General features: G+C 66.5%; 19 protein-coding genes. 11 read left to right on the top strand and 8 right to left on the bottom strand.

Annotated features, from left to right (window positions below; translation table 11 throughout):
* The first annotated feature begins 171 nt into the window (after positions 1-171).
* The 3 genes from U0034_RS16270 (at position 172) to U0034_RS16280 (ending at position 3,755) form a co-directional block, all read left to right on the top strand.
* On the top strand, positions 172-921 hold the full coding sequence (locus U0034_RS16270; protein WP_085226753.1) for an electron transfer flavoprotein subunit beta/FixA family protein: 750 nt from the start codon (positions 172-174) through the stop codon (positions 919-921).
* Between the two features lie 16 nt (positions 922-937).
* Positions 938-1,873, top strand: a complete 936-nt coding sequence (locus tag U0034_RS16275) for an electron transfer flavoprotein subunit alpha/FixB family protein (protein ID WP_085226755.1) — start codon at positions 938-940, stop codon at positions 1,871-1,873.
* Positions 1,874-1,964: 91 nt separating this feature from the next.
* Positions 1,965-3,755, top strand: a complete 1,791-nt coding sequence (locus U0034_RS16280) for an acyl-CoA dehydrogenase (protein WP_085226757.1) — start codon at positions 1,965-1,967, stop codon at positions 3,753-3,755.
* Between the two features lie 145 nt (positions 3,756-3,900).
* Here the strand turns inward: U0034_RS16280 and U0034_RS16285 are convergent, their stop codons facing one another.
* A complete protein-coding gene (locus U0034_RS16285) occupies positions 3,901-5,187 on the bottom strand; it encodes a D-amino acid dehydrogenase (RefSeq protein ID WP_085226759.1) in 1,287 nt (428 codons plus the stop codon).
* A 98-nt stretch (positions 5,188-5,285) separates the two neighbouring features.
* On the opposite strand from U0034_RS16285, the gene U0034_RS16290 reads away from it, so the two are divergent.
* Both U0034_RS16290 and U0034_RS16295 read left to right on the top strand, forming a co-directional pair.
* The gene (locus U0034_RS16290) at positions 5,286-5,774 is read left to right on the top strand and encodes an Lrp/AsnC ligand binding domain-containing protein (RefSeq protein ID WP_085226761.1); all 489 of its coding nucleotides are present in this window, start codon (positions 5,286-5,288) and stop codon (positions 5,772-5,774) included.
* A gap of 129 nt (positions 5,775-5,903) precedes the next feature.
* A complete protein-coding gene (locus U0034_RS16295; protein ID WP_085226763.1) occupies positions 5,904-6,980 on the top strand; it encodes a DMT family transporter in 1,077 nt (358 codons plus the stop codon).
* On the opposite strand, the gene U0034_RS16300 is transcribed toward U0034_RS16295, so the two are convergent.
* From U0034_RS16300 to U0034_RS16310, 3 genes are read right to left on the bottom strand one after another with little or no spacing between them, the layout of a single operon-like run.
* Positions 6,974-8,140, bottom strand: coding sequence for an acyl-CoA dehydrogenase family protein (locus U0034_RS16300; RefSeq protein WP_085226765.1), 1,167 nt, complete (start codon positions 8,138-8,140; stop codon positions 6,974-6,976). The two genes, U0034_RS16295 and U0034_RS16300, sit on opposite strands and share 7 nt — an antisense overlap.
* Positions 8,141-8,193: 53 nt before the next feature.
* A complete protein-coding gene (locus U0034_RS16305; RefSeq protein ID WP_085226767.1) occupies positions 8,194-9,402 on the bottom strand; it encodes an acyl-CoA dehydrogenase family protein in 1,209 nt (402 codons plus the stop codon).
* A gap of 60 nt (positions 9,403-9,462) precedes the next feature.
* Positions 9,463-11,589 carry a 3-hydroxyacyl-CoA dehydrogenase NAD-binding domain-containing protein gene (locus U0034_RS16310; RefSeq protein WP_085226769.1) on the bottom strand — a complete coding sequence of 709 codons (2,127 nt, stop codon included), beginning with the start codon at positions 11,587-11,589 and terminating at the stop codon, positions 9,463-9,465.
* Positions 11,590-11,770: 181 nt separating this feature from the next.
* Here U0034_RS16310 and U0034_RS16315 point away from each other — a divergent pair, with 181 nt between their 5' ends.
* Positions 11,771-12,691, top strand: a complete 921-nt coding sequence (locus tag U0034_RS16315) for a LysR family transcriptional regulator (RefSeq protein WP_085227241.1) — start codon at positions 11,771-11,773, stop codon at positions 12,689-12,691.
* 173 nt (positions 12,692-12,864) lie between these two features.
* On the opposite strand, the gene U0034_RS16320 is transcribed toward U0034_RS16315, so the two are convergent.
* Both U0034_RS16320 and U0034_RS16325 read right to left on the bottom strand, forming a co-directional pair.
* On the bottom strand, positions 12,865-13,047 hold the full coding sequence (locus U0034_RS16320; RefSeq protein ID WP_085226771.1) for a CsbD family protein: 183 nt from the start codon (positions 13,045-13,047) through the stop codon (positions 12,865-12,867).
* A gap of 100 nt (positions 13,048-13,147) precedes the next feature.
* On the bottom strand, positions 13,148-16,294 hold the full coding sequence (locus U0034_RS16325; protein WP_085226773.1) for a transglycosylase domain-containing protein: 3,147 nt from the start codon (positions 16,292-16,294) through the stop codon (positions 13,148-13,150).
* Between the two features lie 655 nt (positions 16,295-16,949).
* On the opposite strand from U0034_RS16325, the gene U0034_RS16330 reads away from it, so the two are divergent.
* Positions 16,950-17,663, top strand: coding sequence for an autoinducer binding domain-containing protein (locus U0034_RS16330; protein ID WP_085226775.1), 714 nt, complete (start codon positions 16,950-16,952; stop codon positions 17,661-17,663).
* A 102-nt stretch (positions 17,664-17,765) separates the two neighbouring features.
* Here U0034_RS16330 and U0034_RS16335 read toward each other — a convergent pair whose 3' ends face one another.
* On the bottom strand, positions 17,766-18,497 hold the full coding sequence (locus tag U0034_RS16335) for an ABC transporter ATP-binding protein (protein WP_085226777.1): 732 nt from the start codon (positions 18,495-18,497) through the stop codon (positions 17,766-17,768).
* Positions 18,498-18,749: 252 nt separating this feature from the next.
* Between U0034_RS16335 and U0034_RS16340 the strand changes: the two genes are divergently transcribed.
* Together U0034_RS16340 and U0034_RS16345 are read left to right on the top strand one after the other, a co-directional pair.
* A complete protein-coding gene (locus tag U0034_RS16340; RefSeq protein WP_085226779.1) occupies positions 18,750-19,790 on the top strand; it encodes an alpha/beta hydrolase family protein in 1,041 nt (346 codons plus the stop codon).
* Between the two features lie 93 nt (positions 19,791-19,883).
* A complete protein-coding gene (locus U0034_RS16345; RefSeq protein WP_085226781.1) occupies positions 19,884-20,669 on the top strand; it encodes a 4'-phosphopantetheinyl transferase family protein in 786 nt (261 codons plus the stop codon).
* A gap of 67 nt (positions 20,670-20,736) precedes the next feature.
* Here U0034_RS16345 and U0034_RS16350 read toward each other — a convergent pair whose 3' ends face one another.
* The gene (locus U0034_RS16350; protein WP_170151680.1) at positions 20,737-20,907 is read right to left on the bottom strand and encodes a hypothetical protein; all 171 of its coding nucleotides are present in this window, start codon (positions 20,905-20,907) and stop codon (positions 20,737-20,739) included.
* A gap of 566 nt (positions 20,908-21,473) precedes the next feature.
* Between U0034_RS16350 and hutH the strand changes: the two genes are divergently transcribed.
* Entirely contained in the window at positions 21,474-23,009 is a 1,536-nt protein-coding gene (gene hutH, locus U0034_RS16355) for a histidine ammonia-lyase (RefSeq protein WP_176072612.1), read from the top strand.
* A gap of 18 nt (positions 23,010-23,027) precedes the next feature.
* A complete protein-coding gene (gene hutC / locus U0034_RS16360; RefSeq protein WP_085226784.1) occupies positions 23,028-23,723 on the top strand; it encodes a histidine utilization repressor in 696 nt (231 codons plus the stop codon).
* Positions 23,724-23,730 lie beyond the last annotated feature (7 nt).

Here is a 23,730-nt window from a genome sequence, read left to right on the forward strand (position 1 = left end):
GGCTTGGCGGACGCGACGCGGCTCAATAAAATGGAACGATCGTTCGTTATTCTTGAGTGCGCCGTCGAAGGGGAAATCCCTCGTGCTGATCGGGGGACCGGCTCGGTTGCCGAAGTCGCTGTCGTTATAATGGCCGCTGGGTTGACGTATTCGTAACTTTGGAGCGTGTGGATGAAAATTCTGGTGCCAGTCAAGCGCGTAGTCGACTACAACGTGAAGGTCCGTGTGAAGTCGGACGGCACGGGCGTCGATATCGCGAACGTGAAGATGTCGATGAACCCGTTCGACGAGATTGCCGTGGAAGAGGCGGTGCGTCTGAAGGAAGCGGGCGTGGCCACCGAGGTGATCGCGGTGTCGGCGGGCGTGGCGCAGGCGCAGGAGACGTTGCGCACGGCGCTGGCCATCGGAGCGGATCGCGCGATCCTGATCGAGTCGAACGAGGAGCTGCAGCCGCTCGCCGTGGCCAAGCTGTTGAAGGCGCTCGTCGACAAGGAGCAGCCGCAGCTCGTGATTCTGGGCAAGCAGGCCATCGACGACGACTCGAACCAGACAGGCCAGATGCTGGCGGCGCTGGCGGGCCTGCCGCAGGCGACGTTTGCGTCGAAGGTGACGGTGGCCGATGGCAAGGCGACGGTTGCCCGCGAAGTGGACGGCGGTGCCGAGACGCTGACGCTCACGCTGCCGGCGGTGGTGACGACGGACCTGCGCCTGAACGAGCCGCGCTACGTCACTCTGCCGAACATCATGAAGGCGAAGAAGAAGCCATTGGAGACGCTCAAGCCCGAAGACCTGGGCGTGGACGTGACTCCCCGTTTGAAGACCTTGAAGGTGGCCGAGCCGCCGAAGCGCAGCGCCGGCGTGAAGGTGGCCGACGTGAAGACGCTGGTCGAGAAGCTGAAGACCGAAGCCAAGGTGCTGTAAGGGGAGCGAAACAGACATGACGATTCTCGTAATTGCGGAACACGACAACGCGTCGATCAAGGGTGCGACGCTGAACACGGTGGCGGCGGCGACCAAGATCGGCGGCGATATTCACGTGCTGGTGGCGGGCCACAACGCGCAGGGCGCGGCGGACGCGGCGGCCAGGATCGCGGGCGTGACGAAGGTGCTGCTGGCCGATGCGCCGCAGCTGGCCGAGGGCATCGCGGAAAACGTCGAGGCGACCGCGCTGAACATCGCCAAGGACTACTCGCATATCGTGCTGCCGGCCACGGCCTACGGCAAGAACGTGGCGCCGCGCATCGCGGCGAAGCTCGATGTGGCGCAGATCAGCGAAATCACGGCGGTGGTATCGAGCGATACGTTCGAGCGTCCGATCTACGCGGGCAATGCGATCGCGACGGTGCAGTCGGCGGATCCCGTCAAGGTCATCACGGTTCGCGCAACGGGCTTCGACGCGGTGGCGGCCGAGGGCGGCAGCGCGCCGGTGGAGAAGATCGAGGCGGCGGCCGATCGCGGCATCTCGCAGTTCGTGAGCCGCGAGGTGACGAAGCTCGATCGCCCGGAGTTGACGAGCGCGCAGATCGTGGTTTCGGGCGGCCGGGGCCTTGGCAGCGGCGAGAACTACGAAAGTGTGCTCGTGCCGCTGGCCGACAAGCTCGGCGCGGCGCTGGGCGCTTCGCGCGCGGCCGTGGATGCGGGTTACGTGCCGAACGATTATCAGGTGGGCCAGACGGGCAAGATCGTGGCGCCGCAACTGTACGTGGCCGTGGGCATTTCGGGTGCGATTCAGCATCTGGCCGGCATGAAAGATTCGAAGGTGATCGTGGCGATCAACAAGGACCCCGAAGCGCCGATCTTCAGCGTGGCCGATTACGGCCTCGTGGGCGATCTGTTCACGGTCGTGCCGGAGCTCGTCGCCGCGCTCGGCTGATCCGGCCGGAGCGAAGCGCCGCGAGACAAGGCGCCTGACGACATACGAGGGGCGCGACGCGCCCCTTTTTTATACCTCGGAGGAGAACACGATGAGCTATACCGCGCCCATCAAGGACATGTTGTTCGCGATGAAGGAACTGGCCGGCCTCGATACGGTGGCCGAGCTGCCGGGCTTCGAAGACGCGGGCTTCGAGACGGCCCAGGCCGTGCTCGGCGAATCGGCGAAGTTGTGCGAGGAGGTGCTCGCGCCTCTGAACGTCGATGGCGATCGCAATCCGAGCGTATGGAAGGACGGCGCCGTCACGGCGACGCCCGGCTTCAAGGAGGCGTTCCGCCAGTTCGTCGAAGGCGGCTGGCAAGGTGTGCAGCATCCGGCCGACTATGAGGGCCAGGGGCTGCCGAAGCTCATCGCCACGCCCTGCATGGAGATGCTCAATGCGGCCAATCTGTCGTTCGCGCTTTGTCCGCTGCTGACCGACGGTGCCATCGAGGCGCTGCTGACGGCCGGCAGCGAGCAGCAAAAGCAGCGCTACGTGCCGAAGCTGATCTCGGGCGAGTGGACCGGCACGATGAATCTGACCGAGCCGCAGGCGGGCTCCGATCTCGCACTCGTGCGCACGCGCGCCGAGCCGCAAGGCGACGGCAGCTATCGGCTCTTCGGCACGAAGATCTTCATCACGTGGGGCGAGCACGACATGGCGGACAACATCGTGCACCTCGTGCTCGCGCGCACGCCCGATGCGCCGGAAGGCGTGAAGGGCATCTCGCTTTTCATCGTGCCCAAGTTCGTCGTGGGTGACGACGGTTCGCTCGGCGCCCGCAACGATGTGCATTGTGTGTCGATCGAGCACAAGCTCGGCATCAAGGCGAGCCCGACAGCGGTATTGCAGTACGGCGATCACGGCGGTGCGATCGGCTATCTCGTCGGCGAGGAGAATCGCGGCCTTGAGTATATGTTCATCATGATGAACGCCGCGCGTTTCGCAGTCGGCCTGCAGGGCATCTCGGTGGCCGAGCGTGCGTATCAGAAGGCCGTCGCCTATGCGAAGGAGCGCGTGCAGAGCCGGCCCGTGGACGGCTCGGCCAAGGCCTCCGTCACGATCATTCACCATCCGGATGTGCGCCGCATGCTCGCGACGATGCGTGCGCTGACCGAAGGCGCGCGCGCACTTGCCTACGTGGCCGCCGCGCATAGCGACATCGCGCATCATCATGCCGACGCCGCGGTGCGTGCGGCGCATCAGGCAATCTACGAGTACCTCGTGCCCGTGGTGAAGGGATGGAGCACGGAGCTGTCGATCGACGTTGCCAGCCTTGGCGTGCAGGTGCACGGCGGAATGGGCTTTATCGAGGAAACGGGGGCGGCCCAGTACTACCGCGACGCGCGCATTCTCACCATCTACGAGGGTACGACGGCTATCCAGGCCAACGATCTCGTCGGCCGCAAGACGCTGCGCGACGGCGGCGCCGTCGCCCGGCAATTGATTGCCGCTGTCGGCGAGACCGTTGCCGCGCTCGAGGGCCACGAGGGCACCGGATTTGTCGCGATGCGCGAGCAACTCGCGGCGGGGCAGCGCGCGTTGGCGGCCGTCGTCGAGTACGTCGTCGCGAATGCCAAACGCGATCCCAACGCCGTATTCGCGGGCAGTGTGCCGTACCTGAAGCTCGCCGGAATCGTGCTGTGCGGTTGGCAGATGGCGCGGGCGATGCTCGCGGCCGCTCGCGACGAGGCGAGCGATCCCGCGTTTTTCGGCGCAAAGCTCGCGACGGCGCGTTTTTATGCCGAACAGGTTCTGCCGCAGGCCGGTGCGCTGGAAGCGGCGATCGTGTCCGGCAACGGCAGCGAAGGCGTGTTCGCGCTCTCGGAAGATCAGTTCTGATTCGTTCAGACCCGATCCGATCGACGCCGGCGGCCCGGTCGCCCTCGGCGTCGACGCGAAGAGCGGAACGCGGGATAGGAATGCAAACGGCGCCCTGTAGGGCGCCGTTGTCGTTACAGCCGGCTCTTTGGGTAAGCGTGAGCCATTACGCGTAAGCGGGGCGGTGCGAGGAACCGGCTTCGCCGAGATAGCGGTGCACCGAAAGGTCGTCGGCCTGAATGGCCGGCCGGCGGCCCGAGATCAGGTCGGCCAGCAACTGGCCCGAGCCGCACGACATCGTCCAGCCGAGCGTGCCGTGGCCCGTGTTGAGCAACAGGTTCGACACGGGCGTGCGGCCGACGATCGGCGTGCCGTCTGGCGTCATCGGGCGCAAGCCCGTCCAGAACGTGGCGGCCGTGGTATCGCCGCCGCCCGGGAACAGATCGTTTACGCACATCTCGAGCGTCTCGCGGCGCGCCTGGCGCAACTTCAAATCGAAACCGACGATCTCGGCCATGCCGCCCACGCGGATGCGGTCGTCGAAACGCGTAATCGCGATCTTGTAGGTTTCGTCGAGCACCGTGGAGACGGGCGCGGCCGAGGCGTCGACGATCGGCGCCGTGATCGAGTACCCCTTGAGCGGATAAACCGGAATCTTCATGATGTCGGCGACGAACTTCGTCGAGTACGCGCCGAGCGCGACCACGTAGGTATCGGCGCGCAGCGTTTCGTCGCCGCAGCGCACGCCGGCGATCCTGCCTCCGGCCATCTCGAGCGCATCGATGGATGTGTTGTAGCGGAACGTCACGCCGAGCTTTTCGGCGAGCGCAGCCAGCCGCGTGGTGAACATCTGGCAATCGCCCGTTTCGTCGCCCGGCAGACGCAGGCCGCCCGTAAGCTTGTGCGATACGGCCGCGAGCGCGGGCTCGGCGCGCGAGAGTTCCGCAGGGCTCAGCAGTTCGTAGGCGACGTTCGCTTCCTTCAGCACCGCGATGTCCTTTTGCGCTCCGTCGAGCTGTTGCTGCGTGCGGAATACCTGCAGCGTGCCGCCCGTACGGCCTTCGTACTGGATGCCGGTGTCGGCCCGCAGCGCCTGCAGACAGTCGCGGCTATATTCGGCCAGTCGCACCATGCGTCCCTTGTTGACCGCATAGCGCGAGGCCGTGCAGTTCTGCAGCATTTGCCACATCCAGCGCAACTGGAACTGCGTCCCGTCGAGCCGGATCGCGAGCGGCGCGTGCTTCTGGAACATCCACTTGACGGCTTTCAACGGCACGCCCGGGGCCGCCCATGGCGCCGCGTAGCCCGGCGAAATCTGGCCTGCATTCGCATAGCTCGTCTCGAGCGCGGGACCGGGCGACCGATCGACGACCGTGACCTCATGGCCCGCGCGCGCCAGGTAATAAGCGCTCGTGATGCCGACCACACCGCTGCCGAGAACGAGGACTCGCATGTTGGCTCCGAAAATTCCGATTCATCCAGTGATGGGCGCTATACTATTGCGCCAAAAGCAGTTTTTGTTTCTGTAGTTTTCCGATTTTTGGTGGAAACATGCGAACTCAGCGCCAGCCGGTACGCCGGCTCGACAAAATCGATCACCACATTCTCAAGGTGCTCCAGGACGACGGCCGCATCGCCATGAAAGATCTGGCCGAGCGGGTCGGCTTGACGGTGACGCCCTGCATCGAACGCGTGAAGCGCATGGAGCGCGACGGCGTGATCACGGGCTATTACGCGCGCGTCGATCCGACGCAGCTCGGCGCCTCGCTGCTCGTGTTCGTCGAAATCACGCTGGACCACAAGAGCGGGAACATGTTCGAAAAGTTTCGGCGCGAGGTGCAGAAGATCCCCGAGGTGCTGGAATGCCATCTCGTCTCGGGCGATTTCGACTATCTGATCAAGGCCCGCATCGGCGAAATGGCCGACTATCGCAAGTTGCTCGGCGACATCCTGCTGCAGTTGCCCGGCGCCGTTCAGTCGAAGAGCTATGTCGTCATGGAAGAGATCAAGGAAACGCTCGCGATCCCCTTGAGCGATTGAGCAAGCGCGGGGTTGCGCCGCGCCGATCATGCGTAGCGTGTCAGCTTCGGCTGCCGTAAGATCGCTCCTGCGAGCCGCAGCTTCGGCCGCCAGCCTTTTTTCGCTTACGCCTACTCCGATTCTCCGACGATGCCCGCACGCTTGAATGCCGCCCCCTTGACGGCGCTCGCCGCCGCTGCGCTGTTCGGCGCGACCACCCCGCTCGCGAAACTGCTGCTCGGGTCCGTGCCGCCTTTCGTGCTCGCCGGCCTTTTTTATCTCGGCAGCGGGATCGGACTTGCACTCGTCCTGCTCGTGCGTCGAGCGGGCAGGCGCGGTGACGGCGAAGCCGAACGCGCAACCCACATGCAACGCCTCACGCGCGGCGAGCTGCCGTGGCTCGCGGGCGCGATCCTCGCGGGCGGCGTGGCCGGCCCGGCGCTGCTGATGTTCGGCCTTACGGCGACGCCCGCGGCCACCGCCTCGCTGCTGCTCAATCTGGAAGGGGTGTTTACGGCCGGCCTCGCATGGATCGTCTTTCGGGAAAATGTCGACTGGCAGGTATTCCTCGGCATGATCGCGATCGTCGCAGGCGGGGTTGTGCTGTCGTGGCAACCGGGCGTGGCCGCCGTGCCGCTCGGCGCGCTTTTCGTCGCGGCCGCGTGCGCGTGCTGGGCCGTCGACAACAACCTCACGCGCAAGGTATCGACCAACGATGCGATCGCGATCGCCTGCATCAAGGGGCTCGCCGCCGGCTCGGTCAATCTCGCGATCGGGCTTGCGACCGGCGCCGCGCTGCCGCAGGCCACCGCGCTCGGAGCGGCCATGATCATCGGTTTCGCCGGCTACGGCGTGAGCCTTTCGCTTTTCATCGTCGCTCTACGACATCTGGGCACGGCGAGAACGGGCGCTTATTTCTCGGTCGCGCCGTTGATCGGCGTGGCGCTCTCGCTCGCGATCTGGCCGGCGTGGCCGCCCGTTGCGTTCTGGTTCGCGTGCGCGCTGATGGCAGCGGGTGTCTGGCTGCATCTGCGCGAACGGCACGAGCACGCGCATACGCACGAGCCGCTCGAGCACAGCCATCGGCATCGTCATGACAGCCATCATCGACACGAGCACGATTTCGCGTGGGACGGCACCGAACCGCACGTGCATCCACACCGGCACGAGCGGATAACGCATACCCACGCGCATTACCCCGACATTCACCATCGCCACGGTCACTGAGCGGCCGGCCGCCCGGCTGCGGGGGCGTCGTGCTCGCGGCTCAACGCGGCATACCGGGCCAGATGGTGGTCTTCGTCGCCGAGCTGATGATCGATCATCACGAGCCGTTTGGCATAGTGCGAGAGCGGCAGCTCCCAGGTCATACCGATGCCGCCATGCATCTGGACGGACTCGCGCGCGACGAGCTGGCCCGCCTGTCCGATCGTGTATTTGGCGGCCGATAGCGCTCGCTCGCGGGCGAGCCGCGCGCCGTCGAGCGCGCTCGATGCGTTGATGACGGACGAGCGGGCCTGTTCGAGCTCGATCGCGAGATCGGCCACGCGGTGCCGCAGCGCCTGGAAGGTGCCAAGCGGCGCGCCGAACTGGCGGCGCGTGCGCAGATAGTCGAGCGTCATCTCGAATGCGGCGTTCATCGTGCCGAGCGCTTGCGCGCAAAGCGCCAGCGTGCCGCGCGCAAGCGCCGCCTCGATTATCTCGAAGCCGGTGCCGGCGGTGCCGACGAGCGCATCGGCGGGCACGCATAGCCCGTCGAACGAGATATCCGCCGCGCGTCCGCCGTCGATCAGCGTATAGCCGCGCCGGCGCAAGCCTGCCGCTTCGCGCGGCACGAGAAAGAGCGAAATGCCGTGTTCGTCGCCGAGGGCGCCCGACGTGCGTGCGGACACGAGCACGACATCGGCTTGTTCGGCCGCCGCTACGACGGCCTTGGCTCCATCCAGGCGCCATCCGTTCGCATGCGGCACGGCGCGCGTGTTCACGTGCGAGCGTGCATAGCGGGTGTCGGGTTCGCCGTGCGCGAACGCAGCGATGGCTTCGCCCGTCATGAGGCGCGCAAGCCATGCGCGTTGAGACGGGCTGCCCGCGCGGGCCAGCGCGTGACCGACGACGAGCGCGCCGAGAAAGGGCTCGATCACGAGCCCGCGGCCGAGCGCTTCGAAGACGACGGCGATATCGTCGCCGGTGCCGCCGAAGCCGCCATCGGCTTCGGCGAAGAGCGCGCCGATGGCGCCCAGTTCGCCGAAGCGTTGCCAGAGCCCACGATCGAGGCCGCCCGGCGACCGGGCAATCCGTTCACGCACGGCGTGCCCGTATTGCCCGGCGATGAAACGCGCGAGCGTATCGGCGAGCATGTGCTGCTCGTCGGTGAGGTCGAAGTTCATGGTGGCACTCCGTCAGCTTGATGCGCTTGAACCGCTCGCAGCGCGCGCATCGTTCAAAGTCCGAGCAGCGCTTGGGCGATGATGTTCTTCTGGATTTCGTTCGAGCCGCCGTAGATCGACAGCTTGTACTGGTTGAAGTCGCTTTTCGCGGCGTCGAAGACGTCGACAGGACCGAGTGGGCCGCCGTCGTAGCCCTCGTCGAACGCTTCGTCGACGAACGGCCGGGCATAAGGCCCGAGCGCTCGGCGCATGAGCGAAGCGAGGGTCTGGCGAATTTGCGTGCCGCGCACCTTCAGCATGGAGCTTTGCACGCCAGGCGTAGCGCCGCCCGCCGCGGCCGCGATCATGCGCAGGTTCGTCGTCTTCATGTTCTCGAGGTCGATCGTCACGCGTGCCACGCGCGCAGCGAAGAGCGAGTCCTCGGCGAGCGGGCGGCCGTTTTCGAGAATCTGCCCGGCCACGTGGCGCAGGCGTTCGAGCGCAGCCATCGAAAAGCCGACGCCCGCAATGTTCGTGCGCTCGTAGGTCAGCAGGTATTTTGCGTACGTCCAGCCACGGTTTTCTTCGCCAACGAGGTTGCCGGCCGGCACGCGCACGTCTGTGAGAAATACCTCGTTGACCTCGTGCTCGCCGTCGAGCGTGACGATCGGGCGCACTTCGACGCCGGGCGAGCGCATGTCGACGAGCAAAAAGCTGATGCCTTCCTGCTTGCGCGCGTGGGGATCGGTGCGCACGAGGCAGAACATCATGTTGGCGTAGTGGCCGAGGGTGGTCCAGGTTTTCTGGCCGTTCACGACGTAGTAATCGCCGTCGGAATCGGCAACGCGTACGGCGCGTGTCGAGAGCCCGGCCAGATCGGAGCCCGCGCCGGGCTCCGAATAACCCTGGCACCACCAGTCCGAGCCGTCGAGAATGCGTGGCAGCCAGTGGCGTTTTTGCGCGTCGCTGCCGTATTCGATCAGCACGGGGCCGAGCATGTTCACGCCGAACGGCACGATGCGCGGCGCATGCGCGAGCGCACATTCGTTTTCGAAGACGAAGCGCTCGATCGGTGTCCAGCCAGGGCCGCCGTATTCGCGCGGCCAGTGACTCGCGAGCCACCCGCGCGCGTTGACGAGCGCATGCCATTGCGCCATGTCTTCGCGCCGAAGCCGTTGCCCGTGGCGCACCTTGTGTGCGATCCGCGGCGGCAGCGATTCCGCGAGAAAGCGCCGCACTTCGTCGCGAAACGCATGTTCCTTTTCAGTGAAATCGAGGTCCATCGCATATCTCTTTCGCCGAGCGTTCGCTTCGGCGGGCAGGGGCGGTCAGATCTCCGACGCTCAGGAGCGCGGCTCGTCGAGGCTCGAGAAGTCCGCGCCGCGCTCGACGAGTTCGATGATCAGCGTGGACGGTTTCCAGAACAGTGCGTCTTCGCGTTCGTAGCGGCGCAGAGCCGCGAGCACGTTGGCGAGGCCGAGCGTATCGGCGTATTTCATCGGGCCGCCGCGATAGCGCGGAAAACCGTAGCCATGCACGAGCGTCACGTCGACATCGAGCGGACGCAGCGCGATCCCCTCCCGCACGACGTTCGCTGCCTCGTTGATGACGGCCATCATGAGGCGCCGCACGATCTCCTCGTCACTGAAGGTGCGCGGGACGATGCCGTGCCGCTCGCGCTCCGCCGCGACGATGGCTTCGACTTCCGGGTCCGGCTTGCCCACGCGCGCCCCGTCCTCATAGCGGTAGAACCCGCGGCCCGTCTTCTGCCCGAACCAGCCGCGCTCGCAGAGCCGGTCGGCGATTTCGACGTAGCGGGCGCGCGGATCGCGCGTGGCTGCGCGGCGCTTGCGCGCCGCCCAGCCGATGTCGCCGCCTGCCAGGTCGACAACTTGATAAGGGCCCATGGGGTAACCGAACGCGCGCATGGCGCCATCGATCTGGTACGGCGAGGCGCCGTCTTCCAGCAGATAGTCGGCCGCCGTCCGATAAACGGCGAGCAGACGGTTGCCGATGAAACCGTCGCATACGCCCGCGCGCACGGCCACCTTGCGCAGGCGCCGTGCGAAATCGAATGCGGTGGCGACCACGTCGGGTGCGACGCGCGCGGGCACGACGATCTCCAGCAGCTTCATCACGTTGGCGGGCGAGAAGAAGTGCAGGCCGATCACGTCGGCGGGCCGCCCGGTGGCCGACGCAATTTCGTCGATGTCGAGGTACGACGTATTGGTGGCCAGCACGGCGCCGGACCGCGCCACGCGATCGAGTTCGACGAAGACGGCTTTTTTTACGGACATGTCCTCGAACACGGCTTCGATGACGAGATCGGCATCCGAGAGCGCCTCGTAAGATGTGCTGCCGGTGAAGCGCGCCAGCGCCGCAGCCTTATCGGCGGCCTGAATGCGGCCCTTCGCGACGAGCCCTTCGTAGACGCGCTCGACGCGCGCGCGCCCTGCGGCGAGCGCGGCCTCCTCGCGCTCGATCATGACGATGGGCAAGCCGGCATCGAGTACGGCCACGGCAATGCCGGCACCCATGGTGCCGCCGCCCACGATGCCGACGCGTTCGATCGAGCGAGGAGACGACGCTTGCGTTTCGGGCGCCTTGGCAGCTTCGCGCTCGGCGAAGAACGCATGGACGAGCCCCGCGCGCTGCGGGCTCGCGAGGCATTCGAGAAAGGCGCTGCGCTCCAGCGCAAGACCTTCGTCGAATGGCCGCTCGAGCGCGGCTTGCACCGCGTCGACGATCTTCATCGGCGAGAGCAGGCCGCGCGAGCGCGCGGCGATCTGCGCGCGTGCGGCATCGATTGCCGCCTTTGCGGCGGTCGGGTCTCGCGCGAGCGCTTGCGCGTCGCGCGTCGGACGGGGGGCCGCCTGGGCGGAGGCGAGTTCGCGCGCATAGGCGAGACCTTCGGCTGCGATGTCGCCGCTTGCGGCGAGGCGGTCGACGAGCCCGAGCGCAAGCGCCTCGTTACCGCTTACGTGACGGCCCGAAAGCATGAGGTCGAGCGCCGCGGGCGCACCGATGAGGCGGGGCGCGCGCTGCGTGCCCCCTGCACCCGGCAGCAAGCCGAGATTCACCTCGGGCAATCCGAGCTTCGCATCGCGCAGCGCGATGCGATAGTGCGCGGCCAGGGCGATCTCGAGCCCGCCGCCGAGCGCTGCCCCGTGGATCGCGGCGACCACCGGTTTCGTCGACGACTCGATGCGCTCGCAGACCGTGGGCAGCAGGGGCGGCTGAGGGGGCTTGCCGAACTCGCGGATATCGGCGCCCGCGATGAAGTTGCGGCCGGTGCCGATGATCAGTGCGACAGCGACGGCTGGGTTGGCCTCGGCTTCCTCGATGGCCGCGACGAGCGAGCGGCGCACGTCGGCACTCAGTGCGTTCACGGGAGGGTGATCGATCCTGATGACGAGCACGTTCGCATCGAGCGCGTGCGTGACGAAGGGGGCGGCTTGAGATCCATTCATGAGAGGCGGCTCTGTCTCGTAAAGTCTTTTCTCTGGGCTTCGGCTGGGCTGGGGCTTAAGCCGGCGGAGCATGTTCTTGATTGTCGATGGGATAAGCACAATTGACAATGGAAGCGTGCATTGACAGACTGTCAAATTGCATTTGACGCGAGAGCGAAGTAAGCCTGATTCCGACATGTCGATCGACCCGAACGCGCTGGCGCTGCTCGTGGAAATCCTCGAGGCTGGCAACCTGAGCGCGGCTGCTCGCCGGCTCAAGATGACGCGCGCGAACGTGAGCTACCATCTCGCCCATCTCGAGCGCACGCTCGGGCTGCAACTCGTGCGGCGCACGACACGGCGCGTCGAGCCGACGGAAGCGGGTTTGCGTCTCGTCGAGCATGGCCGCGCGATCCGCAATGCCGTGCGCGCAGCCAAGGAGTCGGCGGAAACGCTCGGCAAGACGCTGCAGGGGCGAGTCCGGCTCTCGGTGCCGAGCGGCTACGGCCAGCTCGTCATGGCCGATTGGCTCGTCGCATTCAAGCGGCAGCACCCGGGCATCGTGCTCGACGTGACCTTCGAGAACCGCATCGAAGATCTGCTGCGCGACGAAATCGACATTGCAGTACGCGTGATGTCCGAGCCGCCGCAAAACGTCGTCGCGCGTGACATGGGTCCCGTGCACTACGTGGCCTGCGCATCGGTGTACTATGCCCGCGAACACGGCATGCCCGGCGGACTCGATGCGTTGCGTCGGGCACCGCTGATCACGTCGGCCGTGGTGGGGCGGCAGTTGAGAGTCTCGGCATACCTCGACGATGAACGCCATGAGGTACTGCTCGAGCCGACGCTCATTTCGGAGAATTTTGCGTTTCTGCGGCAGGCATTGCTCGCGGGGCTCGGCGTGGGCATCGTGCCTCGGTACGTCGTCGACGACGACATACGCCGGCGCGAAGTGGTGACGACGCTCGACGCGTGGCGCCTGAGCATTTTCGGTACGCACATGTACATGCTCTACATGCCGGACCGGCATCAAACGCGCGCGGCTGCCGCATTGATCGAATTCCTGCTGGGCCGGGCTGCGACGCGGGCGGCGGGCCGCCCGCGCGATCCCGGCGAGTGAAATGGCCGGCATCGCGCGCTTCCTCGGGGGCGGCGCGACGCCGGCGATAACGGGAAAAGCCGCGACGTCGCCGCGGCTCGGCCCGTGAGGCAGGGCGCTTCGATCGGAGCACCATCGGCGCCCCGATCCGATTTTGGCGCGGCCGGCGCGCAATGCGCCGGCCAGCGCGAGCATCAGTGGTGATGGCCTTTCTTCAGTTCTTCCTTGGCGTCACCATAACCCTTGCGGATCTCGCCGGCACCTTGCTGCAGATCGCCCTTCGCTTCGCGAGCCGGGTTGTCGGTGGCCTTGCCCACCGTCTCGTTCACCTTGCCCTTCGCTTTTTCGGTCATGCCCTTCACTTGGTCCTTGTTCATGCGAGCCTCCGTTGGTTCAGTTCAGTGAGCCGCAACGTGCGGCATCTGACATCCTGCAACGGACGTGCCCGCGGCTCGCCTCCCGGAGCGCGGCCAGACCTCAAAACGAGACGATGGGTGCCGCCGCGGCCCCCGCCTTTGCGGCCTTCGACGGCGTGCCCGCCGCACCCGCCACGTTTTTCGCGCGGGCCGGCGGCGGCCCGAAAAGCGGGGCGAGTTCGGGGCCGAGCGACTTCAACAACTGTACGGCCATCGCGCTCGTGTACGAATAGCGCTCGGCGTAGGGTTCATGCGCGTAGGCGGTCAAGGTGCCGAAGAAGCGGTTGTCGATGACGAAAACGAACGTGGCCGTGCGATTGACCTTGCGCGACTCGATGAGGCGCGCGCCCGGCGCATAGACCTGGAAGCGCTGATCGCCGGTGCCCGTTTTGCCATAGACCTCGAACGCGCGTCCATCGGGCAGCGGCAGCCCGCCCGCGAGCCGTGCGCCGGTGCCGCCTTGCACCACGTCGTGCAGCAGCCGATGTACGACGTCGACGATTTCGGGCGCGATCGCCGTGCCGCGCGCGCCTGCCGCGTGAGCGAACGCGGTCTCGTACGGCGTGCCGGCGGCGAACTCGAGCGAGCCGATGCTGTGTGGCGGCAGCATCGTCCCATCGTTGGCGACGATGCCGATCAATTGCGCAAGCGCATCGGGCCGATCGCCCGATGCACCGACGGCGGCCGCATACGAGGGGGTGACGGTTTCGAACGGGTAGCCGAGCGCGCGCCATGACCTGGCTATCCGCGCGTAGGCTTCGAGTTCCACCATGTGGCGGATGCGCCGGTCCTGCGCGCCGCGGTGACGCGTCTTGAAGAGCCACGCATAGGACGTAAGCCGTGCGTCCTTGCTCGCGGCCCTCAGCTCGCCCTCCGATGCGCGCGGGTGCGCGCGCAGGTAGTTCAGCATCCAAAGCTCGACGGGGTGCACGCGCGCGATGTAGCCCCGGTCGTTGAGATCGAACTTGTCGGGGCCGTATTTCGCATAGAGCTTGCCGAGATCGTCGTCCTTGAGCGACGCGTTCGGGGTGCCCTTCAGCGCGGCGCGCATGCGCCTGTCGAACCAGCCGCGCGGGCCATCGGGGACGACGCTGCGCAAGACGGTGGCCACCTTCGCCGGCGCCTTGCTGCGCATGCCGGCAATGAGCTTGTCGAGCGCGGCATCGGGCGTTTCGCCCTTGTACTTCACATAGAACCGATGCAGATAGACGAGGCTTTCCTGATCGGCGAATCGAGTGAGATAGCTGCGCCGGAGCGCGGGGTCGTCGAGCCACCGCTGCGAGGGGCCGGCCGCATCGACCATCTCGTAGCGGACGATGTCGCGCATCAGCCGCACGAACACGAGGTTGACCGAATGCTGAAAGGCGTCGTGCACGGTCAGGATGCGCCCGTTGTCCGACTTGTCGAAATTCGTGAATGCTTGCAGCCCGCCGCCGGTGGAGAACATCTCGCCGGGGCTCGCCGAGTATTTGCGCTCGACCGCGGCCTGCAGCATCGTGGGTAGCGAGCGGTCGTTCGTGTGCGCGAGATAATCGAGCGCCCAGCGCGTGAGCGCATCGCTCGGATCGGGGCGCACGCGTTTCAACTCGGCGCCCGAGAGCGCGCCGTACCGTGCGTGCAGCGCTTCGACAACCTGCAAATACGTGATGATCGTACGCAGCTTGGCCGTGGACCCGAGGTTCAATCTTGCCCCGCGGTTGATGTCGAACGGCTGGTTGACGCTGTCCGTCTGCACGCGCAGCAGGTTTTCGCCGTTGCGGCGTTCGAAGAGCGTGAAGCTGAACGCGATCTTCGATGGATCGTCGCCGGGGCGCAGCATCTCGAAGCCATAGAGCCCCGCTGCTTTCGCGCCTTCGGCCGTGCTCGCGCGCGCGAGACGATCGCTTACTTCGGCTTGTACGTGCTTGTTCAGTGTCGAATGCACGGTGAGGTCGAGGCGATCGAGATCGTAGACGTTGGCGACGCCCAGCGCGTTCATCAACTGCGCGCGCAGCAAGGTGACGGCCTTGCGGGCGACGTACGAGGTCGCCGGTGGTGGCGGGGGCGCGCGACGCAATTCGAGGCGTTCGGCGAGCGCGGCGTCGCGCAGTGCGGTCGTGATGACACCGTTGGCCGCCAGCACGCGCACGTAGCTGTCCGTCAGGCGATCGAGCGCCGCCGGGTTGCGCACGAGAAAATACGACGGCGCACGCTGCGCAATGAGCAAGGAGAGCATCTGCTTGAACGCGAGCGCCTGTTGAGCCGTCTGCTCGGGCGGCGTTGCCTCGTTGAGACCTTGCACGCTGGCCTGCGAGAGCAACTGGTTCACTTCGTCGAAATCGCGTCCGTACCAGGCCGTCAAACCGTCGCCCAATCCTTCGATCTCGCCCACGCCCGGCTGCGCCGCGAGGGGTACCGTGTTCAGGTAGTGCACGACGATCCCGCGCCGTGCCGGCAGCGTCTCTTCGCCGCCGAGGTAGGCGCGCACGGAAGCCGATGCGATCTGACGCAGCTTTTCGGGCGGGGTGGACGTGCGCCCGCCGGGAGAGTGGCGGAATTTCTCGATCTGCGTGGCGAGCGTGCTGCCGCCCGGCGTCGACTGATGGCGGTTCACGAGCCTCAGCACCTGATCGCTCAGCGCGCGCGAGAAGCGGCCCCAGTCGATCGCGGGATTGCGGTAAGGCTGGCTCGAATCGAGCAGATAGCGGTCTTCGATGAACGTGAGCGCGCTCACGACGAGCGGCGGGATCGATTCGAAATCGGCGTAGACGAGCGCCGGGTAGCGCGCCTGAAAAAGCGGCTCGCCCGTCGTGTCGAAAAGCCGCAGGCCGCCTTGATCCTTCTCCGCGTAAGGGACGAAGAGGCCATGATCGGCGATTGACGCCATCGTCGGCGAAATACGCGCTTGCCGGGTCACCTCGTAACCGCGCGTGGCAAGCCGCTTTTGAAAGTCAGGCAGACGCGCGTAGCCGAGCCGTCCGTCGTATGGGCCGTGCGCGGGGAAGCGGATGCTGTAGCTCGCCCCGCTTTCGACCGAAAAGCCCACGTCGTGGTCGAGCCGCGCCAGATAGCGCGCCTGCAGCCGGGAACTCTGCATCTCGATCGAGGCAAGGTAGGCGACAACGGCGACCAGGGCCGCGGCGGCGAGCCCAAGGAGCCACTTCAAGCGCGCGCCGGGCGACATCGTGGCGATGGCGCGCAACGGCATTCGGGCGAGCGGGCGGTTCATGTTGGCTCCTTGATGCCTCGGCGCGACGGCGATTCCGTGGTCTCCCGGAACGTCGTGACGTCCGTATTAGTTTAATCATGCTCCGGCGCTATGGGCAGCCGCTGTGGCGTGGCGCACGAATCGCACAGCCGGGCATCCGTCGGCGCAAGGAGACGACCGCGTGCAGCGTCTCCGGGAGTCGAGCAAGCCCTGCGCCAGTCCGAAAGACGGCGGCGTTTGACGCTTGTTCGGGGTCGGACGACTTTTAAAAGCGGTTCCCGAGTTTGGGAAGAGGAGCACTTCGAATTTTGAGACGGATGTGCGAAATGTCGGAGGACGCGCGTCTTTGCATGGATGGGATCGGTTCTCCGCCTGGACGATCGCGAAAAAGCGTAGCGCGCGGCGAGTGATACCGAACTGTCTGATCTCATGCAGACCGCGGCGAGTGGAGTAGCATACGCCGCGCAGTTCGACGCACGGTTGCGACCGTCGCGATCAGCAGATCCACGCTGAAATAAAGAGCCTTTGGCGCGTACCTCACTCGAGAGCCGGCGCTCGCATTGCGAGCGAGGCGGGGGCGCGCCGGGATGTCGATACTTCGGCCGCGTCACGCGGCCGTTTCGTCATCGCGCATGCGCGTTTCGCGCCGCGCGTGCGCGACGACCAGGAGGCATCAATGAGAAGCTGGGCCGAGGAACTGGTGGGCGAGTTCAACGAGACGGACTCGGATGCGCAGGTGTTCGCCAAAATCGAAAGCGCGGCAAACCATCTTGGTTTCGAGTATTGCGCGTACGCATTGCGCGCGCCATGGCCGTTGTCGAAACCGAAAACGCGCCTCGTCAACAACTACCCCGAATGGTGGCAAAGGCGCTACGAGGAGGCGCGCTACATCGAGATCGATCCGACCGTGCGGCACGCGCGACGCTCCCGCACGCCGGTCATATGGAGCGATGCACTTTTCGCCGAGGCGCCTCAGCTGTGGCGTGAGGCGCGCTCTGTCGGACTGCGCGTCGGGTGGGCGCAATCGGCCTTCGATAGTTGCGGGGTGGCGGGCATGTTGACGCTCGCGCGCTCGGACGGCCCGCTGACGGCGGACGAACTGACCGAGAAAGAAGCGCGCATGCGCTGGCTCGTCAACACCGCGCATCTGGCGCTCAAGCGGGTGCTGATGCCGAAGCTCATGGACGATCCCGAGCGCGGTTTGACCGAGCGCGAAATCGAGGTCCTGAAGTGGGCGGCCGATGGCAAGACGTCGGGCGAGATCTCGAAGATCCTCGTCATCTCGGTCGATACCGTCAACTTCCATGTGAAGAATGCGGTGACGAAGCTCAAGAGCGCGAACAAGACCGCGGCGGTGGTGCGCGCAGCGATGCTCGGCCTCCTGCATTAGGGCCTGCTCGCGGTGAGCGCGGGCTTGCGAGACGCGCCTTGCAGACCCGGCCCGGCCGGCACCCGCCCGAGCACCCGAGCACGGCGGGCGAGCCGCGGATGCTCATGTCGGCCGCGGCGATGGTGCGGGCCGGCCGCCGCGCAACGGCGAATCGCTCGTGCGCCGCTCGCCGCCCGATACGATGCGGCCCTGGGCGAGACGGTAGGCGTCGCTCGCGAGGCGCAGCAGCGGCGTATGCGGTTCGCGCGCGCCGAGCAGCACGCCAATGCCGTCGCGATTGAGTTCGGCGAGCCATGCGCAGATGTCGTCGGCGGTGCCGGGCGGCAGATCGGCAGTCGGATCGTCGATGAGCAGCATCGTCGGGCGCGACATCAATGCTCGCCCGATCGCGAGCAGTTGCTGATCGCTGCTCGAAAGCTGGCACGCGCTTTCCTGGGCGCGCGCGCCCAGGCGCGGAAAGCGCTCGAAGAGCCGGGCGGCGTCGGCTTCAACGCGGGCGCGGTCGGGCTCGCGCCAGACGTACGCGAGCAAGTTCTCGCGCACCGACAGATTGCGAAACAGCAAGCGGTTTTGCGGTACCCAGGCGATGCCGCGCGCGGCGATTTCGTTGGCTCGTTTGCGGCGGATTTCCTCGCCGGCGAACCGGATAGAGCCGCGGCTCGGGCGCACGAGTCCGGCGACGGTCATGAGCAGGGTGCTTTTGCCCGCGCCAGGCTCGCCGAGCACACAAGCCGTCGAACCGGGTGCCACGCTCAGCGAGACGTCGTCGAGTACCGCGGTGGCACCGCGCGCTGCGGCGAGCGCCAGGATCTGCAGCAGTGGCGGGCAGCTCAAGCGCGGTCTCCCTCAGTCGCAATGCGGTCGATTTCACCCGTTGCGCGCACCTGCGACAACTACCAGAAATCAGGATGGCGGTGTATTGGGCCGGCCCGGACGAGGTTCGTCGATGCGTAGGTCGACATACGAGCGCCGGCCGTGTCTGAAGGCATGGGTACCCGGTCGTCATATCATTGCGCACGAAGGTTCGACTATGTCGCTGTTTCGCGATTCGACAGGGCGGTGCACGCACCGGAAGGGGATGAGACGATGACGGAAGCGAGAGACGTTCCCGCACCTGAACCCGTGTGGTTCGACGCCGAGGACGGCTATCGGCTCGGCGGTTTCGTCTGGCATGCGGATAGGCCTGCCGCGGCAGATGCCGGTCACCCAGGCGGCGCCCGCTCGGTGGTGGTCGTCAACGCGGCCACCTCGGTGCGCTGCCGCTATTACTTCCGCTTTGCGGCCCGCGTGGCTGCACAGGGCCACGATGTGGTGCTCTACGACTATCGCGGCATCGGCGAGTCGCGCCCGCCGCGGCTTGCTGGTCTTCGTGCGACATGGCTCGACTGGGGCCGCCTCGACTGCGAAGCGGCGCTGCGTTTTGCCCTCCATCGCTTTCCGGGCAAGCCGCTCGATGTGGTTGCGCACAGCATCGGCGGATTCGTCGTCGGTCTCGCGCCGTCGAATCACACGTTACGGCGCGTTTTTACGATGGGCGCTCAGTACGCGTATTGGCGAGACTACGCGCAGCGGGAGCGCCTGGCGATGCTCGCGAAGTGGCATGTGGCCATGCCCGCGCTGGCCGCGCTCCTCGGCTACGTTCCCGCCCGCCGGCTCGGCTGGATGGAAGATACGCCACGCGGTGTGGCGCTTGCGTGGAGCCGCAGCCGGGCGCGCTTCGAAGATACCTATCGGCGCGGGCCGCTGGCAGTGCCGCGGGCCGCGCGCGAGCGGCTCGTGAGCCAGTTCGCGCAATTGCGTGCGCCGATCTGCGCAGTGAGCGTGACCGACGATCCGTTCGGTACCGTACCGGCGATCGAGCGACTCCTGGGCTATTTCGCCGCGAGCGCCGAGCGCTTGCATGTGCGGCTGGCGCCGCGGCACATCGGCGCCGACGCGATCGGTCACTTTGCGTTTTTTCATCGGCGCTTCGAGCATACCCTCTGGCCGATCGCGTTGCATTGGCTCGCGACGGGCGCGCTCGTGCCCGCCTTCGGCGACATGCTCGTATCGCGGCGCGGTGCGGACGCGCCCCTTGCACCGTCGGTCTCATCGGGCGCCGCTTGCGAGGATGCGGATGCGGCATAGGACGCGACGGCAAGCCGTGGTTGGCGTGAACAGGCCCTTATCACCTGCCTTATCGCCTACCATTTGCGCTCTTACAGTGAAGGTTGGAACACTTTGCAACGCGATCAACGTCCCGTTTTCGAGACAGTGGTGCTCGATGTGCCGGCGGCCGCCGAGGCCGGTGTGGAAGTGCTGCTCGTTTCGATCGAACTCGACGCCGCGCTCGATTCGCCGCAACTCGTCTCGCTCGACGACGATGAGCGCCGACGTGCGGCGCGCTTTCTCAGACGAGAAGACGCCGTGCGCCAGTCCGCGACGCGCGCGGCCCTGCGCGAAGCGCTCGGGGAGCGGTTGAGGGTGCCGCCCGGCTCGCTCGTGTTTTCTCGTGAGGAATCGGGCCGACCGCATCTGGCCGGTGGTGCCGATGGTGCCGATGGTGCCGATGCCGCGATCGATTTCAATGTGTCGCATTCGGGCGGTTATGCGCTGATTGCGCTTTCGGCGACGAGGCGTGTCGGCGTCGACATCGAATCATGCCGGCAGGCGTTGGATTGGCGCCAGCTCGGTGCGAGCGTGTTTGCGCCCGAGGAAGCGGCGCGCGTCGCAGGGGTGGACGATGAACAAGGGCGCCGCACGTTCTTCGATGTATGGACGGCGAAGGAGGCACTCGTAAAAGCGCATGGCGCCGGCATCGCCATCGCCGAGGGCTTGTCCGGTTTCGCCGTGCTCGGCGAGCGGCATGGCGAAGGCCTGGCACCCGTCGTACGCGTCGTGGCGGGAGTGCGAAGGGCACCGTCCGAACCGTCTATTGCCGGGTTCGATGCGCGCTGGTTCCGCGCGCCGGCAGGCTACGCCGCGTGCGTGGCCTGGTCGCGCGCGCTGACCCGTCCGGCTCGCTGACCGGATGCCCGTCTCGCGACGGGGAGCCGCCACGCCTGCCGTGGCGGGCGCTTCGCCGCGCGCGTGCTCACGATCCTCCGCCGTCCGATTCGTCGGATTCGGGTTCGTTGCGCACGGCATCGGCGAAGCGTGCGAGTGCCGCCAGCGAGCCGCTTACGCTCACATACTCCTCGCGCCCTATGCGCGCATCGAGGAGAACGGCCATGCCCGATTCTCTTGCCAGTTCGATGAGATCCATCTGTCGCTGTCCCTGTTGCGTCTGTCGTGTTTTGTTCATGACTGAATACGGTGTGCCCTATGGGCCGAACGGTGTTCGACCTGTGTTGCATCGGCGCGCCATGCCGCGTCTCGCCCCTCCACAAGCACAGGCCGTACCTGCTCCGTTGCGGTGGGTCGAGCCGATTCGCGTGCCCGCTCGCGGTGCCTGGCGTGCTCGTTGTTGCACCGGCGAGGGGCGCCGAGCGCATCGCTTGTACGCGTCGCACCGGTGCGCGGCCGCATGGAGCGGCGGTGGAGGACACGCCCCTCGCCACGGCCTGTCGTGACAGTCGTGGATTGAAATGTCTAGACAAGTAATGGGCCGATGACCGGCGCGCGAATCCGCCCGCGCAGTCGCGCGCCGCGCACCTGGAACACAGTCCGGAAGTCTGCGAATCTCCCTATGAAGACGGCTCGAAGCCGTTCTCCGCTCCGCTGTCGGCGGCCTCATGGAAATCCCTGAGGAGGGATTTGTAAAAACGCGTTGTATATACAACTGAGTGCCGCTAGACTGCCACGTCATCGAATGACGCAACAGGACCTCCCATGATGATTCTCACGCCCGGCCGACTGACACTGGCGCAATTGCGGCGCATCGCGCGCGAACCCGTGACGCTGCAGCTCGATCCGGCGAGCCATGCGGGCATCGACGCGTGCGCGCGCGCCGTAGCCGAGATCGCCGCCGAGGGCCAGCCCGCCTACGGCATCAACACCGGCTTCGGGCGCCTGGCAAGCACGCACATTCCGCACGATCAGCTCGAACTGCTGCAGCGCAATCTCGTCCTCTCGCACGCGGTGGGCGTGGGCGAACCGATGCAGGCGCCCGTCGTGCGCCTGCTGATCGCGCTCAAGCTTTCGAGCCTGGGGCGCGGGCATTCCGGTGTGCGGCGCGAGGTGATCGACGCGCTCGTCGCGCTTTTCAATGCGGACGTGCTGCCTGTGATTCCCGTCAAGGGGTCGGTAGGCGCGTCGGGCGATCTGGCGCCCCTTGCGCATTTGTCGGCCGCGCTGATCGGCATCGGCGAAGTGCACGTGCGTGGCGAGCGCATGAGCGCCGCCGCCGGCCTCGCGCACGCCGGATTGACGCCGCTCACGCTGCAGGCGAAGGAGGGCCTCGCGCTGCTCAACGGCACGCAGGCCTCGGCGGCGCTTGCGCTCGACAATCTCTTCGCGATCGAGGACTTGTTCCGCACGGCGCTCGTTTCGGGGGCGCTGTCGGTGGACGCGGCGGCAGGCTCCGTCAAGCCGTTCGATGCGCGCATTCACGAGCTGCGCGGCCACCGCGGCCAGATCGAGGCGGCAGCGGCTTATCGCGGCCTGCTCGAGGGCTCGGGCATCAATCTCTCGCATCGCGATTGCGGCAAGGTGCAGGATCCGTACAGTCTGCGCTGCCAGCCGCAGGTGATGGGAGCCTGCCTCGACCAGATTCGCCACGCGGCCGACGTGCTGCTGATCGAGGCGAATGCCGTCTCCGACAATCCGCTCGTGTTTCCCGATACCCGCGAGGTGCTCTCGGGCGGCAACTTCCATGCGGAGCCCGTTGCGTTCGCCGCCGATAACCTCGCGCTGGCCGCCGCCGAAATCGGCGCGCTCGCCGAGCGTCGTATCGCCTTGCTGATCGATGCGACGCTTTCGGGGCTGCCGCCGTTTCTCGTCCGGGATGGCGGCGTGAACTCGGGCTTCATGATCGCGCACGTGACCGCGGCGGCGCTCGCGTCCGAGAACAAGACGCTTGCGCATCCCGCGTCTGTGGATTCGCTGCCGACTTCGGCGAACCAGGAAGATCACGTGTCGATGGCGACGTTCGCGGCGCGCAAGCTCGGGGACATCGCCGCGAACACCGCGCATATTCTCGCGATCGAGCTGCTGGCGGCGGCGCAAGGCGTCGATCTGCGCGAGCCGAATCACACGAGCGCGGCGCTCAGCCGGGTGATGGAGACCGTACGCGCGGTCGTGCCGCACTACGAACTCGATCGCTACTTCGCACCCGATATCGCCGCGATCACGACGCTCGTGGAAGACGGCACGATCGCGGCGGCGAGCCCGCTGTCGTTCGCGTCGCTCGCACCCGTGGCGGCCTGAGCGAGCGACGCCGACATCATGAACGCTCCTGCGTATCAGGGCATCAAGGACTTCATCCTCGCGCGCATTCACTCGGGCGAGTGGGCCGAGGGCGACCAGGTGCCCTCTGAAAACGAACTCGCGCGCGATTTCAGCGTCGCGCGCATGACGGTGAACCGCGCGTTGCGCGAGCTCACGGCCGAGCAGGTGCTCACGCGCGTGCAAGGCGCGGGAACGTTCGTCGCGCGGCCCAAATACGAATCGACGCTGGTTGCGATCCGCAGCATTTCGGATGAGATCGCCGCACGAGGGCACGCGCATCGCGCGGCCGTGCTCGCGCTCGGCGCGGCGGTGGCCGACGCGGCGCTTGCGCTCGAACTGCAGGTGAAGCCCGGCAGCCCGATTTTTCACTCGCTGCTTGTGCACTTCGAGAACGACGAACCGGTGCAGCTCGAGGAGCGCTGGGTCAATCCGGCCGCGGCGCCCGAGTATGCGCTCCAGGACTTCACGAAGATCACCCCGAATCAGTACCTCGTGCGCGTGGCCCCGCTGTCGCGCGTGGAGTACCGCATCGAAGCCGCGTCGCCGGAACCGTCTACGTGCGAGCATCTCGCGATGGACGAGGGCGAGCCGTGCCTCGTCTTGCATCGCCGCACGTGGACGCGTTCGCTCGTGGCCTCGGTGGCGAATCTTTGGCACCCCGGCAGCCGGTACCGCTTCACCGGCCATTTCTGAACCACGG

It is taken from the genome of Trinickia caryophylli, from assembly GCF_034424545.1.
In the GTDB taxonomy this organism is placed as follows: Bacteria; Pseudomonadota; Gammaproteobacteria; order Burkholderiales; family Burkholderiaceae; genus Trinickia; species Trinickia caryophylli.

Bases quoted from the DNA above. Each gene is read 5' to 3' on its own strand.
- U0034_RS16310 (WP_085226769.1), bottom strand. From the start codon at position 11,589: ATGAATGGATCTCAAGCCGCCCCCTTCGTCACGCACGCGCTCGATGCG.
- U0034_RS16300 (WP_085226765.1), bottom strand. From the start codon at position 8,140: ATGAACTTCGACCTCACCGACGAGCAGCACATGCTCGCCGATACGCTC.
- U0034_RS16280 (WP_085226757.1), top strand. From the start codon at position 1,965: ATGAGCTATACCGCGCCCATCAAGGACATGTTGTTCGCGATGAAGGAA.
- U0034_RS16350 (WP_170151680.1), bottom strand. From the start codon at position 20,907: ATGGATCTCATCGAACTGGCAAGAGAATCGGGCATGGCCGTTCTCCTC.
- U0034_RS16305 (WP_085226767.1), bottom strand. From the start codon at position 9,402: ATGGACCTCGATTTCACTGAAAAGGAACATGCGTTTCGCGACGAAGTG.
- hutC (WP_085226784.1), top strand. From the start codon at position 23,028: ATGAACGCTCCTGCGTATCAGGGCATCAAGGACTTCATCCTCGCGCGC.
- hutH (WP_176072612.1), top strand. From the start codon at position 21,474: ATGATGATTCTCACGCCCGGCCGACTGACACTGGCGCAATTGCGGCGC.
- U0034_RS16330 (WP_085226775.1), top strand. From the start codon at position 16,950: ATGAGAAGCTGGGCCGAGGAACTGGTGGGCGAGTTCAACGAGACGGAC.
- U0034_RS16290 (WP_085226761.1), top strand. From the start codon at position 5,286: ATGCGAACTCAGCGCCAGCCGGTACGCCGGCTCGACAAAATCGATCAC.
- U0034_RS16285 (WP_085226759.1), bottom strand. From the start codon at position 5,187: ATGCGAGTCCTCGTTCTCGGCAGCGGTGTGGTCGGCATCACGAGCGCT.
- U0034_RS16275 (WP_085226755.1), top strand. From the start codon at position 938: ATGACGATTCTCGTAATTGCGGAACACGACAACGCGTCGATCAAGGGT.
- U0034_RS16320 (WP_085226771.1), bottom strand. From the start codon at position 13,047: ATGAACAAGGACCAAGTGAAGGGCATGACCGAAAAAGCGAAGGGCAAG.
- U0034_RS16340 (WP_085226779.1), top strand. From the start codon at position 18,750: ATGACGGAAGCGAGAGACGTTCCCGCACCTGAACCCGTGTGGTTCGAC.
- U0034_RS16295 (WP_085226763.1), top strand. From the start codon at position 5,904: ATGCCCGCACGCTTGAATGCCGCCCCCTTGACGGCGCTCGCCGCCGCT.
- U0034_RS16270 (WP_085226753.1), top strand. From the start codon at position 172: ATGAAAATTCTGGTGCCAGTCAAGCGCGTAGTCGACTACAACGTGAAG.
- U0034_RS16325 (WP_085226773.1), bottom strand. From the start codon at position 16,294: ATGAACCGCCCGCTCGCCCGAATGCCGTTGCGCGCCATCGCCACGATG.